The organism is Enterobacter cloacae complex sp. OE43NF (genome assembly GCF_023544405.1).
GTDB lineage: Bacteria > Pseudomonadota > Gammaproteobacteria > Enterobacterales > Enterobacteriaceae > Enterobacter > Enterobacter cloacae.
In genome coordinates, this window is record NZ_JAMJFW010000073.1 from 1 (window position 1) to 12,545 (window position 12,545).

At 54.1% G+C, this 12,545-nt stretch carries 11 protein-coding genes; 4 read left to right on the plus strand and 7 right to left on the minus strand.

Annotation, left to right across the window (positions count from 1 at the left end; genetic code table 11):
- Positions 1-30: 30 nt before the first annotated feature.
- Positions 31-693, minus strand: coding sequence for an iron-sulfur cluster repair protein YtfE (gene ytfE, locus M8370_RS21685; RefSeq protein ID WP_020684394.1), 663 nt, complete (start codon positions 691-693; stop codon positions 31-33).
- A gap of 244 nt (positions 694-937) precedes the next feature.
- On the opposite strand from ytfE, the gene M8370_RS21690 reads away from it, so the two are divergent.
- Complete coding sequence (locus M8370_RS21690; protein WP_020684395.1) at positions 938-2,587, plus strand: methyl-accepting chemotaxis protein; 1,650 nt, start codon at positions 938-940, stop codon at positions 2,585-2,587.
- Positions 2,588-2,649: 62 nt separating this feature from the next.
- Here M8370_RS21690 and M8370_RS21695 read toward each other — a convergent pair whose 3' ends face one another.
- From M8370_RS21695 to M8370_RS21705, 3 genes are all read right to left on the minus strand, one after another.
- Positions 2,650-3,615: a DMT family transporter gene (locus M8370_RS21695; RefSeq protein ID WP_023619710.1), complete on the minus strand. Its 966-nt coding sequence runs from the start codon at positions 3,613-3,615 to the stop codon at positions 2,650-2,652.
- Between the two features lie 75 nt (positions 3,616-3,690).
- Complete coding sequence (locus tag M8370_RS21700) at positions 3,691-4,515, minus strand: AraC family transcriptional regulator (RefSeq protein ID WP_013095315.1); 825 nt, start codon at positions 4,513-4,515, stop codon at positions 3,691-3,693.
- 49 nt (positions 4,516-4,564) lie between these two features.
- Entirely contained in the window at positions 4,565-5,608 is a 1,044-nt protein-coding gene (locus M8370_RS21705) for a GlxA family transcriptional regulator (RefSeq protein WP_234355668.1), read from the minus strand.
- A gap of 177 nt (positions 5,609-5,785) precedes the next feature.
- On the opposite strand from M8370_RS21705, the gene M8370_RS21710 reads away from it, so the two are divergent.
- Entirely contained in the window at positions 5,786-7,684 is a 1,899-nt protein-coding gene (locus tag M8370_RS21710; protein ID WP_250021713.1) for a beta-ketoacyl synthase, read from the plus strand.
- Positions 7,685-7,898: 214 nt separating this feature from the next.
- On the opposite strand, the gene M8370_RS21715 is transcribed toward M8370_RS21710, so the two are convergent.
- On the minus strand, positions 7,899-8,747 hold the full coding sequence (locus tag M8370_RS21715; protein WP_250021714.1) for an SDR family oxidoreductase: 849 nt from the start codon (positions 8,745-8,747) through the stop codon (positions 7,899-7,901).
- An 89-nt stretch (positions 8,748-8,836) separates the two neighbouring features.
- On the opposite strand from M8370_RS21715, the gene M8370_RS21720 reads away from it, so the two are divergent.
- Positions 8,837-9,217, plus strand: coding sequence for a winged helix-turn-helix transcriptional regulator (locus M8370_RS21720; protein ID WP_028027891.1), 381 nt, complete (start codon positions 8,837-8,839; stop codon positions 9,215-9,217).
- Between the two features lie 98 nt (positions 9,218-9,315).
- Here the strand turns inward: M8370_RS21720 and M8370_RS21725 are convergent, their stop codons facing one another.
- Positions 9,316-11,259 carry a bifunctional 2',3'-cyclic-nucleotide 2'-phosphodiesterase/3'-nucleotidase gene (locus M8370_RS21725; protein ID WP_250021715.1) on the minus strand — a complete coding sequence of 648 codons (1,944 nt, stop codon included), beginning with the start codon at positions 11,257-11,259 and terminating at the stop codon, positions 9,316-9,318.
- 190 nt (positions 11,260-11,449) lie between these two features.
- Between M8370_RS21725 and cysQ the strand changes: the two genes are divergently transcribed.
- Positions 11,450-12,190 (plus strand): 3'(2'),5'-bisphosphate nucleotidase CysQ, encoded by a 741-nt coding sequence (gene cysQ / locus M8370_RS21730; protein WP_013095322.1) that lies wholly within the window; start codon positions 11,450-11,452, stop codon positions 12,188-12,190.
- Here cysQ and M8370_RS21735 read toward each other — a convergent pair.
- Positions 12,184-12,545 (minus strand): YtfJ family protein (locus tag M8370_RS21735; protein WP_250021716.1); only part of this gene is annotated, 362 nt, incomplete at its 5' end. The genes cysQ and M8370_RS21735 overlap by 7 nt on opposite strands.

The following is a 12,545-nucleotide window of genomic DNA, read 5'->3' on the forward strand; positions in this document are numbered from 1 at the left end:
GGTGAGGGCATCAGGCTTCAGTGGCCTTTTTTATTCACCCGCTAATGCACGCGGGAACAGAACGTTATTCTCAAGACTGATGTGTTCCATCAGGTCATCGATCATCTCGTTAATGCCGTTGTACATCGCTTTCCATGTGGTGCAGGCTTCTGGCGGCGGCGTGACGTTATTGGTCGTGTGTTTGATGACTTCCAGCAGCTCACCCGCGTCGTCATGTTCGCTTTCCATCACGCTAATTGGCCCCATCGCCTGGCTGCCCATTCCCTGTTTAATCATCGGGAAGAGGATCTGCTCTTCTTTCATCATATGGCTGGTGAGTTCTTCATGCAGCATGGTCAGGTATTTCGCCAGGCCGCGCGGCACGGAAGGCTTGTCGGCGTGCACACGTTCAACTTTGGTGGCCTGCAGGATCAGCTCCGGCAGTTGTTCGCGGTGGCGATCGTGGTAACGCACGATAATGTGGTCGATGATTTCGGCAAGCGGGGCCGTGCGCCACTCTTTGTCGATGGGTTGCTCTGCCAGCAGAGCCAGCTCCGCTTCAATAACCTCTACATCCAGCTCTTTGCGCGAGGCCGCACGTGCCAGAGTTTGCTTACCGCCGCAGCAGTAATCCATGTCGTATTTACGAAACAGCGCAGAAGCGCGAGGGATGGAGAGCGCCAGCTCGCCGAGTGGTTGGTCGCGGAAGGCCATAGCAGTTACCTCATCATCAAGAATATAAGATGCATATTAAATGCATCTTTAAGGCGGCGCTATAACCCTTTAGAGGCAAGGGTGAAAATGAGATGTAAGTCACAAAAAATTAGCGTGTTTAACTCACTGAATGAATGCAGAAAATAACTTTAGAAACTTTTTTAACGTGGAGAAACAGTAAACAACCTGCCGCGCCTGCCGATATATCCACGTCAGACAAACCTGCATATTACAAAGGCAACGCATGTTTAAACGTATAAAAGTCATTACCCTTTTGATTTCGGTGCTGCTTGTGCTCGGCATCATGCAACTCGTTTCCGCCGGTATCTTTATCAACGCGCTGAATAACGATAAAGACAATTTCACCGTGTCGCAGCTATCGAGCAAGAACGTGGCGGAGTTTACCGATGCATGGATCAGCCTGAACCAGGCGCGCGTCACCCTGAACCGCGGCATGCTGCGTCTGCAAAGCAGTATGGCCTCGCAGATTAACGGCGGACAGCTCAATGAGCTGGTAAACACGGCGAAAAACCTGCTGGCCAATGCCCAGTCTCATTACGACAAATACTATGCTTTGCCAAATACCCCAGGGCTGGATCCCAACCTGGCAAATCGCCTGGAAGAGCAGTACCGCAATTACTCCGCGACGCTGACCCAAATGAACGTTTTGCTCTCTCAGGGCAATCTGGAAGAGATGTTCAAGCAGAATGCAGAGCAGAAACAGACCGCGATGCAAAACGTTTACCGGGAATGGCGTGAAGCCCAGGCCGTGCTTACGGATAAAGGGATCAAAGATAACGAAAGTGATTACAAGCGTATCCTGTGGATCCTCTCTGCGGTTATGCTGCTGGTGATTATCGTGATTATCTCCAGCTGGATTGCCATGCGCCGCGTGCTGCTGTTGCCGCTGCAGGATGTGATAAGCCATATCCGCGCCATTGCCGCCGGTGATTTAACCCAGCCGATCCATGCAGAGGGTAAAAACGAGATGGCCGTGCTGGCGCAAAACGTCCAGGAGATGCAAACCGCGCTGGCAAACACCGTGGGCGTGGTTCGTGAAGGTGCGGATACCATTTACACCGGTGCGGGGGAAATCTCTGCGGGCAGTAACGATCTCTCTTCCCGTACCGAGCAGCAGGCTGCCTCGCTGGAAGAGACGGCTGCCAGCATGGAGCAGCTGACGGCAACGGTGAAACAAAACGCCGACAATGCCCGTCAGGCTTCCCGTCTGGCGCTTGATGCCTCTTCAACGGCGAAGAAGGGCGGTAACGTTGTAGAAGGCGTGGTGCGCACCATGGACGAAATCGCCACCAGTTCCAGCAAAATTGCGCAAATTACCAATGTCATTGACGGCATTGCCTTCCAGACGAACATCCTGGCTCTTAACGCGGCAGTTGAAGCGGCGCGCGCAGGTGAGCAGGGGCGTGGCTTTGCGGTGGTAGCCGGAGAAGTGCGTACGCTCGCTCAGCGCAGCGCCCAGGCGGCGAAAGAGATTAAAGCGCTGATTGATGACTCTGGTGAGCGAGTTAACGCAGGCTCGCAACTGGTGAACGAAGCCGGGGCCACTATGGCGGAGATTGTTAACGCTGTTACTCGCGTCACCGACATTATGGGTGAAATTGCCTCTGCGTCTGATGAGCAGAGCCGCGGGATCGACCAGGTGGGCCAGGCGGTGGCAGAGATGGATCGGGTTACCCAACAGAACGCCTCGCTGGTGGAAGAGTCTGCTGCCGCAGCGGCCGCGCTGGAAGACCAGGCGGCACGCCTGAACGACGCGGTGGCGGTGTTTAAAATTGCCCGCAGCCAGGCAGTGAAGGCGGCTCCGGCGAAAACCTATGCGCCAAAAACGCAGCCCGTCGCTTCTGCGTCTGAAGCCAACTGGGAAACGTTTTAAAAGCTTGCCCGGAGGCGGCTACGCCTGACCGGGCCTACGTTTTTGCAGGCCCTGCAAACGCCTCACATCTCCGACGCCGGAACGACCATCGGTTTTTCCGGCTTAGCTCTTACCGCCATCACTACCCCCATCACCAGCAGCACTATTCCACAGGCCGTTAACAGCGGCGGTACGCTCTGGCGCATCAGGAAGGTGTACAGCAACCCGGCCAGCGTTTCGAAGACAATCAGCGGCCCTAAGATCACCGTTGGCAGTTTCTGGCTGGCGATATTCCAGCACAGCGCGCCCACCCAGGAACAGAGCACAGCGATAGCGATCATCAGCCCGACAAAGACCCATGGCCGCGGTCCGAAGGGCAGGGCGAAGTCTGGCTGTTGCTGCGCAGACCATAAGCACGCCCCGGCATAGCCCACCAGCGAGACCGGCAGCGTTACCAGCGCCTGTGCCGTTGCCCACATCATCGGATGTTTATCCGGGTTCTCCCGCAACCATCGCGCATTACGCAGGGCATACCAGGCCCAGCAGGCGACGGAAATAAATGCTAAACCGATCCCCGAACCGTAACGCCAGACGCTGAAATCAGCGAGCCCGTGGCGAAGCTCGGCAATATTCACACAGACCAGCCCGACGCCCGTGCAGATCAGCGCGGGCACCATTTTTGACCATGCCAGTTTGCCATCGCGCTGGCTGTACAGCAGGTTCGCAAAGACGGGGATAACGACAGGCAGCGTGCCGATAATCATGGTCGATACCGGCGCGCCGGTACGCTGAATGGCGCTCGCCAGGCAGACGTAATAGATAAGGTTGCCCATCATGGTCAGCGCCAGCGCGGTCATCCAGTCCTGGCGGTTGAGCTGACGTAAACGCGTACGACCGAGCCAGGCCAGCGGCAGGGCAATCAGCCCCAGCGCCAGATAGCGTCCGGTTGACTGCAGGGCCGCCGGATACTCGGGCACAATCAGCGGGCCGACAAAAATCAGCCCCCACATCAGCCCTGCCAGCAGGGCATACAACACGCCACTAATCATTATTCCATCCACATCAATTGACTTTGTACTCAGTGTAGAAGGGGGGATTGCGCGCGTATTGTATGAGATTGCGCATCAGCGCCCGATAACTTGTTTCTGGTAGCGGACAGGCGTAATCCCGTAGCGGCGGGTAAACGCGCGGGTTAAATGCGACTGGTCGGTCAGCCCGGTCGCGGCGGCCACTTCGGCGGCGGGCATACCGTGCGTAAGGAAGCCTTTGGCGCGCCACAGGCGAATAGCCATCAGCATCTGGTGCGGCGTGACGTGGAAATGGGCTTTAAACTGGCGCTGAAAATGGTATGGGCTGAGAGAAACCACGTTGGCCAACTCGTCCAGCGTCACGGCGTGCATGTAGTTGTCGTGCAGATATTCGCGTACCCGTTCGAACCGGTGCGCGCCTTCCTTAATTATTGGGGCGTGATGGGCCAACGGCTGGAAGGTCTCAATCAGATCTAGCAGCAGTCCTTTTTGCGCAAGCGGGTCCTGGGTATGCCACAGGCCGTAGATCAGCTGGCCGATTTGCTGCGAACGCAGCGGGTCGTGGCGGGTCACGTCGCTGAACCACCAGTGGCGCAGGCCAGTCACCTCTTCCAGTAAAGCGGGTTCGATGTAAACCATCCGGTAGCGCCAGCCGCCCTCGGTGGCCGATTCACCGGTGTGGATCTCGTCCGGGTTCATGGTGACAACGGATTTTTCAGCGGCCAGGTGCTGGGTACCGCGATAGCGAAAGCGCTCGGCACCGGTTTCGATGGTGCCGATACCGAAGGCTTCATGCGTGTGAGGCTCAAAGGCGTAGTCAGCGATATGCGCGTGATAAAGTTCCAGACCCGGCAACTGCGCCAGATGGCGAAAGCGCGCGCTGTCTCTCTCATCGCTAAATTGTTCCGGTACGCCTTGCACACTGATTCTCCTCGGGGGCTATCTTGTGATTATCAGAGATGATCCGGGATTATGCACTAAACATCTTTGCGCGAACGGTCTTACGGTAATCCCCCGGTGAAACCGTGGTTTTATGTTTAAACTGGCGATTGAAGTGCGCAATATCCTGATACCCAACCGCGTTGGCGATCTCCTGAATACACAGGTTGGTTGATTGCAACATATTCATGGCTAACTCAATTCTGGCGGTTAATAAATATTGCAAAGGGGACATGTCAGTGGCGTTTTTAAAACGACGATTAAAGTTGCGCAAACTCATGCCAGCCATATTGGCAAGATTTTGCATTGATATATCTGAGGCGCAGTTGGCTTTAATCCAGGTCTGAATTTGTACAATATCTTCATCGGGATGGGGTTTGTTTTCTTCGCTGTAGCACTGACGATCAAACTGGCTACGAATTTCATGGAAAAATGTCCGTTGAGTATGTGTGGCTACCCGTTTTCCATATATCGTTTCAATAAAATGAATTGTCAGATCTGACAAGGCCTTAACGCTGGCGGCGCAGTAAATATTTTCGGCCTGGGTGAGAAAATGTTTAGTTTGTAATTTAACGCTGGGGTAATCGCGTGAGAATTGCCGGAAGTAGTGCCAGTGGGTGGTGGCGGGTTTCCCGTTAAGCAACCCTGATTCCGCCAGAAAACAACAGCCGGTTCCGACGGCAGCGATGCGGGTGCCTCGTGCGGCCTGCTCAGAAAGCCACGCCAGCAGCTCAGGCTGTTGTCTGACTACCGCGCGAGGGTTGCGCCACAGGGCCGGAATATAAATAACATCGTAGTGTCTGTCGTCGGCAAGTGTGGTGTCGGCAGTAATACTGAAGCCACTGTGCGTGCGGATCGGCAAACTGTTTATGCCGATGGTATTGACCTTCAAAATGCTTTCCGGTCGACAGAGCCTGAAACGCGATCGCTTTGCCGGGGACGTATCTGTGTTGGCGTTTGTTTTTTGCTCAGCTAAATAGCTACTGGCCGCTGATTTCCACATTTCAATCGGTAGACTGAGGCCGGAACTTAGCATGCGTTCGCATAACACAAATCCTATTTGTGTATTTGTCATTTTTGATTAATACCTGTTTTGACTATTATTTTTGGTAGCTCATCTTTAACCTGGCCAAAAAAGTCAGCATTTTGGCTGGATTTTCATATTAGCTTTTGTTGGCGATTTGTAAACTAATATCTGTAAATTGTCTTAGCTTGATAACAAAATAAATTCACGACCAATACAGGATTGATTATGGTGAAATTACCCGTAATAACAGCATTTGGTGGCTATGGTCCGGCTGGTCGTAGTTCTTCACATCATGCATTTCGCCGAATGGTTATTGAGTCATTATCCGAAGAGGAACGGCAGCAGACGTTATTATCGCTCGCCATTCTGATGGGCATTCTTAAATATGATGAAGGCGGATATTGTGACATTTCCGGTAAAAGATTCACGCCCGATCAGGCTGCCGCGACGATAAAGAACGAGACGCTTGAAGGATCCCTTATCAGAAAAATCACGGACGATTATTTTGATGTTGATGCCATCGTTAGTCATGCAAAATTGAATATGGCTTCGGACGAAAACGGTTTTAGTTTTAATATCTCTTCCAGACAATTACCTCAACCCTTACCGCAGGGATGGCATGCTGAGGAATTAACGGATCAGCGCGTGCGCATTACCGTCCGGGGTGATATGGACTGTAGAATTGAGACGCTGTTGCGCACGGAAGTTCAGGCCGCAGGTTTGCTACCACAAGGATTCCGGCCGGGTGACTATTACAATTCACAGTTTCACCCGCGGGCGTTGCAAATGGCCGTTGTCGGGGCGTCAGATGCGATCAACGCTTTGGGGATCCCGTGGCGGGATATACAGGCGAAAATTTCGCCGGATCAGCTGGGTATCTACTCGGGCAATATTATGGGACAGCTCGACGAGTATGGCTTTGGCGGAATGTTGCAGTCGCGTCTCAAGGGCCATCGCGTCAGCGCCAAGCAGTGTCCGCTGGGCCTGAACAGCATGTGCGCTGATTTTCTCAATGCCTATGTGCTGGGTAGCGTGGGCCACACCAGCGCCACGCTGGGAGCATGCGCCACGTTTCTTTATAACCTGAACGCGGCCGTCGAAGACATAAAAGCAGGGCGCATTCGCGTGGCCGTGGTAGGCAGCGCAGAAGCACCGGTTACGTCAGAGGTGATTGAAGGTTTTGATGCCATGGGCGCGCTGGCGACAGAGAGCAAACTCAGGCATATCGATCAGACGGAGACGGCCGACTGGCGCAACAGCAGCCGTCCGTTTGGCAACAGCTGTGGGTTTGTGATCGCCGAGTCCAGTCAGTATATCGTGTTGATGGACGACGAACTGGCGATGCAGCTCGGCGCAGAGATTCACGGTTCTGTGGGAAACGTCTTTATCAATGCTGATGGCTATAAGCGTTCGATTGCTTCACCGGGGCCGGGGAATTACATCACTATGGCGAAAGCTGTCGCCTCTGCAGTGTCGATGGTTGGACTGGAGACGGTGCAAAAGGGATCGTTTATCCAGGCTCATGGTTCAAGCACGCCGAAAAATTGTGTCTCGGAAGCGGATATTTTTGACCGTGTTGCGCAAGCCTTTTCGATTCACGACTGGCCGGTGACGGCGGTAAAATCTTATCTGGGGCACTCCCTGGGGCCTGCCAGCGGGGACCAGTTGATAAGCTGTCTCGGTGTCTTCCGCTATGGCATTTTACCGGGCATTAAAAGTGTGTCGCACATCGCGCCACAGGTGAATAACGCGCGTTTACACATCCCTGTTAAGGACTGCAAATTAGAGGATGAACAGGGGCAAATTGCGTTTATTAATTCAAAAGGCTTCGGCGGTAATAATGCCACGGGGGTGGTTTACTCGCCGAAGCTTACTCAACAATGGTTGCGCAAACGCTATGGCGAACCGGCCTTTGCAGATTATCAGCAGCGTAACCGCCAGGTGCAACGACAGGCCCGTGCTTACGATGAAGCTGCCTCTCATGGCGAATTAAACGTTATTTATCTGTTTGGACAGCAGGGGATAAATGAAGACGATATCAATATTGTTATGAATGGCATCACTATTCCCGGCTTTGAAAAGCCTATTTCGTTTGCGAGGGAAAAAGAATATAGCGATTTTTAATTTCTACCTGCGACGTAAGCGGGGTTAACAGGAGTCACATTTATACAGGCGCAAATTAATTTGAATACTATGTCAGCGGCAGGATTGAGTGCTTTATAGCGACTCTCTTTCGCAAAAGAATAGATTGAGCTGTGCTCTTTAAGCCCTAATCGAGTCGGTGGCGAGGTTTTCCGCTTTTTATTTTACCCCGCCATCCATAATAATAGTCTTCCCGTTACAAAATGGTTTTAACGCTTTCAGCCAGCGACGTGGTTGGTCGCCCAATCAGTTTGCTCAGCGTATGGCTATCGTCAAAGAGCCCGCCTTTAGATGCGCCCACATCAGAGTCCGCCAGCATATCCGCCAGCCCGGCAGGCAGGCCGACACTCTTCAGCGCAGCGGCGAAATCCGCTTCGCTCATGTTTTGATAAACCACCGGTTTACCGCTCTGCTTGCTCAGTTCAGCCGCCAGTTCGCTCAGCGTCCACACGCTGTCGCCTGCCAGTTCATAGACCTTGCCAGCGTGGCCCTCTTCCGAAACCACTTTTGCCGCCGCCGCCGCGTAATCCGCACGGGTGGCTGAGGCGATTTTGCCTTCACCTGCGGCACCGATAAACACGCCGTGTTCCAGCGCAGGCGGCGCGCTCGCCAGGTAGTTTTCGGTATACCAGCCGTTGCGCAGCAGGGCATAAGGAATGCCGGATGTTGCCAGCGCTTTTTCCGTAGCAACGTGCTCAACGTGCAGGCCCAGCGGTGAGTTATCCGCATGCAGCAGGCTGGTGTAGGCGATAAATGTCACGCCAGCTGCTTTGGCAGCGTTGATGACGTTCTGGTGCTGCGTGGCGCGCTGACCCACTTCGCTGGATGAGATCAGCAGAAGTTTCTCCACACCCTTCAGCGCCGTGGTCAACGCGGCCTGGTCGGTGTAATCGCCCTGACGAACCACAATACCCTGCTGGCTCAGGGCTTCCGCTTTCGCCGGGTTACGCACAATGGCGACAATCTGGTTTGCCGGGACGGTTTTTAACAGCTGTTCGATAACGAGGCGGCCAAGCTGGCCGGTAGCGCCGGTAATCGCGATCATGATCAATCTCCTTCGTGTTTGTCTGCTGTTGTGGCACACTAGCATCATAACTAACTTTTAGTAAGTACGTACAAAAAGGTAAGTATTAAATGACGATACCGACACTCAGCGAACAAATGCGCGATGGTAATCTCTTCGCGGAGCAGTGCCCGTCCAGAGAGGTGCTCAAACATGTCACCAGCCGCTGGGGAGTTCTGATCCTGGTGGCGCTACGTGAGGGAACGCATCGCTTCAGCGATCTGCGCCGTAAAATGGGCGGCGTGAGCGAGAAGATGCTGGCCCAGTCGCTGCAGGCACTGGAGCATGACGGTTTTGTCGATCGCGTTTCGTATCCTGTTGTACCGCCGCACGTTGAGTATAGCCTGACGCCGCTTGGCGTAGAGGTGAGCGAGAAAGTGGCCGCGCTGGCGGACTGGATAGAGGTGAATACGCCAAAAGTAATGGCGAACCGGGATGAGCGGGCAGCGTAAAACCCGGGAATGTGCGGTCTGATGCCCCCACCTTAACCCTCTCCTACAGGGAGAGGGAATAAACACTTAAAACGGCAACGTGCGTTGCCGTTTTGCTTTTACTTACTTAAATCCACCTGATAAATGGCGAACCCGATATCATCCGTCGCAACCTTCTTCATAGGATACTGCGCCTTCTCCTTAATAAACGCCGCAGCCTGATTCGACGGAGACGCTTCAATGCGAATATCCAGTGGGGTATCGCTGTGGATCGGGGCCAGACGCCAGTTGTTATCGACCGCCGGATGAATCTCTCCCGCCTTTTTCGACTCAGCGCTGATCCAGGCGGCCAGCACTGAGCGGTTCTCATCCGGAGAAGCAAAGGCAATGTGGCTATCGCCGGTGCCGGCAAATTTGCCGCCATACGCGCGATAGTTATTGGTCACCACCAGGAAGGTGGCCGCCGGATCGACAGGCTTGCCCTTGAAGGTCAGGTTTTTGATGCGCTCTGCCTGCGGATTAATGGCCTGGCACTCGCCGTCATATTTCGCGGGCTGGGTGACATCAATCTGATAATCCACCCCGTCGATAACGTCGAAGTTATAGGTGCGGAACCCGTCCCAGTTAATCAACGACTGCGGCTTGCTGCTCTTCGGATCGATCTGGTTAAACTGCCCGGCGGAGCATTCCAGCCACTCTTTCACCTCTTTACCCGTTGCTTTAACCACGACCAGCGTGTTCGGGTAGAGATAGAGATCGGCGGCGTTACGGAACGTCAGCTGGCCTTTTTCCACTTCAACATAGCTGGCCGGGTCATTTTTACGTCCGCCCACTTTGAACGGTGCGGCGGCGGAAAGCACCGGCAGGTTGGCTAAGTCCGGATCGCCCTGAACAAAATGTTCGGCATAGGCTTTCTGCGCCATGTTGACCACCTGAACGGTTGGGTCATCCTGTATCAGCGCCAGGTAGCTGTACATGTTGTCGGCGGATTTGCCGATCGGCTTGCTGACGAATTCGCGGGTGGCGACGTGGTCATGTTTGAGCACGTCGAGGAGTTTTTGGTCTTCAGCCGCCAGTGATTTTTTGGCGGCAGCATCGTAAATAGGTCGCGCTTCGGCTTTGGATCCGGTCACCTTCCAGCTGCCGCTGTCGTTATTGAGCACCAGATCCACCACCCCAAGATGGTCGCCCCACATGCCGGGCATTACCGCCGGCACGCCGTTGAGCGTTCCCTTGTCGATGTCTGCCCCTTTGATGCTGGCAAAATCCTTACCCGGGAAGACCGCATGAGCGTGGCCGAAGAGGATCGCGTCCACGCCCGGCACTTCGCTCAGGTAGTAAACCGAGTTTTCCGCCATCACCTGGTACGGATCGGCAGAGAGGCCCGAGTGGGCGACAACGACCACAACATCCGCCCCTTTTTCACGCATCTCCGGTACGTATTGACGCGCCGTTTCGGTGATGTCGTTAACGGTGACTTTGCCGGTGAGATTGGCTTTATCCCAGGTCATGATCTGGGGCGGTACAAAGCCGATGTAGCCAATTTTCAGAGTCTGCTTTTTACCGTCCTGATCAACAACCTCGGTCTCTTTAATCAGATAAGGGGTGAAAAGCGGCTTTTTGGTCTTAACGTCGATGATATTGGCGTTAACGTACGGGAATTTTGCGCCTGCCAGCGCATCGTGCAGGTATTTAAGACCATAGTTGAATTCGTGGTTACCGAGGTTGCCGACGGTATAATCCAGGGTGTTCATCGCTTTATACACCGGGTGGATCTCGCCTTTTTTCAGCCCCTTTGCCGCCATGTAGTCACCCAGCGGACTCCCCTGAATCAAATCACCGTTGTCGACCAGCACGCTATTTTTTACTTCATTGCGGGCGGCATTGATCAAACTTGCCGTGCGTACCAGTCCGAATTTTTCCGTAGGGGTATCTTTGTAGTAATCGAAGTCCATCATATTGCTGTGCAGGTCGGTGGTTTCCAGAATACGGAGATCGACCGTCGCCGCCTGTACGCTCGCTGCAATCAGCGTCGCCAGGAGCGTTGCGCTAAACTTAATCATCAGAGGAGTCCTTTTTTCGATCCAGGCCACAAAAGAATATGTATCTATCGTTTGTTGCTTACAGAAGTGTGAATCCTGCCAGAAAAAAGGGCGATGAAACCGGAATTGCTTCACAGATAGCGGAATTGTTCACATTACGATATAAATAAAACAAAGAGTTATACCCACTGCGTTAACGAAGAGGTGGAGAATGTTAGATAAAATTTGTCAGCTCGCACGGGATGCGGGCGATGCCATCATGCAGGTGTATGATGGCGCACAACCGATGAACGTTGTCAGCAAGGCGGATGATTCCCCTGTCACGGCGGCGGATATCGCGGCGCATGGCGTGATCATGAAAGGGCTACAGGCACTCACGCCAGAGATCCCCGTGCTTTCCGAAGAAGCGCCGCAGAGCTGGGATGAGCGTCAGCACTGGCAGCGTTACTGGCTGGTCGATCCTCTGGACGGCACCAAAGAGTTTATCAAGCGTAACGGTGAATTCACCGTGAATATCGCCCTGATCGACAAGGGCAAAGCGGTGCTTGGGGTGGTCTACGCGCCGGTGATGAAAGTGATGTACAGCGCCGCGGAAGGCAAGGCCTGGAAGGAAGAGTGTGGTGTCCGCAAGCCGATCCAGGTGCGCGATGCGCGCCCTCCGCTGGTGGTCATCAGCCGCTCGCACAGCGACAGCGAGTTGGAGGAGTATCTGCAACAGCTGGGTGAACATCAGACGACCTCGATTGGCTCCTCGCTGAAATTCTGTCTGGTGGCGGAGGGGCAGGCGCAGCTCTATCCCCGTTTCGGGCCGACGAACATCTGGGACACGGCAGCCGGCCACGCGGTAGCCGCGGCCGCGGGTGCGCATGTTCATGACTGGCAGGGCAAGCCGCTGGACTACACCCCGCGCGAATCATTCCTCAATCCAGGCTTCCGGGTCTCTCTTTACTGAGCCAGCAGCTTGTGCAGCAGATCAACCACCTGCTGCACCTCTTCCTGGGTTAACGCCCCGTCTTTTACCCACTGCACCTGGCCGTTTTTATCCAGCACGATAATCGCGGAACTCTCTTCCTCAAGCTGCCAGGCTTTGCGCGTCACGCCGTTGCTGTCGACAATAAACTGCGACCACGGGTAGAGCTTTTTGTTGCTCTCAAGGCTTGAGCGTACAAACATCCCGGAGCCAGGGATGGCATCGTCGGTGTTCACAATGGTGGTGGTCTGATAGCGGTCATGCGGGAATTTTGCGGCCTTGATCGCTTCCACCAGGTTTGCGTTTTTCTCTTTTGCAGATGTACGACCGGCAATAT

Coding starts and splice junctions, on each gene's coding strand:
- ytfE (WP_020684394.1), bottom strand. CDS start 693: ATGGCCTTCCGCGACCAACCACTCGGCGAGCTGGCGCTCTCCATCCCT.
- M8370_RS21690 (WP_020684395.1), top strand. CDS start 938: ATGTTTAAACGTATAAAAGTCATTACCCTTTTGATTTCGGTGCTGCTT.
- M8370_RS21695 (WP_023619710.1), bottom strand. CDS start 3,615: ATGATTAGTGGCGTGTTGTATGCCCTGCTGGCAGGGCTGATGTGGGGG.
- M8370_RS21705 (WP_234355668.1), bottom strand. CDS start 5,608: ATGACAAATACACAAATAGGATTTGTGTTATGCGAACGCATGCTAAGT.
- M8370_RS21710 (WP_250021713.1), top strand. CDS start 5,786: ATGGTGAAATTACCCGTAATAACAGCATTTGGTGGCTATGGTCCGGCT.
- M8370_RS21715 (WP_250021714.1), bottom strand. CDS start 8,747: ATGATCGCGATTACCGGCGCTACCGGCCAGCTTGGCCGCCTCGTTATC.
- M8370_RS21720 (WP_028027891.1), top strand. CDS start 8,837: ATGACGATACCGACACTCAGCGAACAAATGCGCGATGGTAATCTCTTC.
- M8370_RS21725 (WP_250021715.1), bottom strand. CDS start 11,259: ATGATTAAGTTTAGCGCAACGCTCCTGGCGACGCTGATTGCAGCGAGC.
- cysQ (WP_013095322.1), top strand. CDS start 11,450: ATGTTAGATAAAATTTGTCAGCTCGCACGGGATGCGGGCGATGCCATC.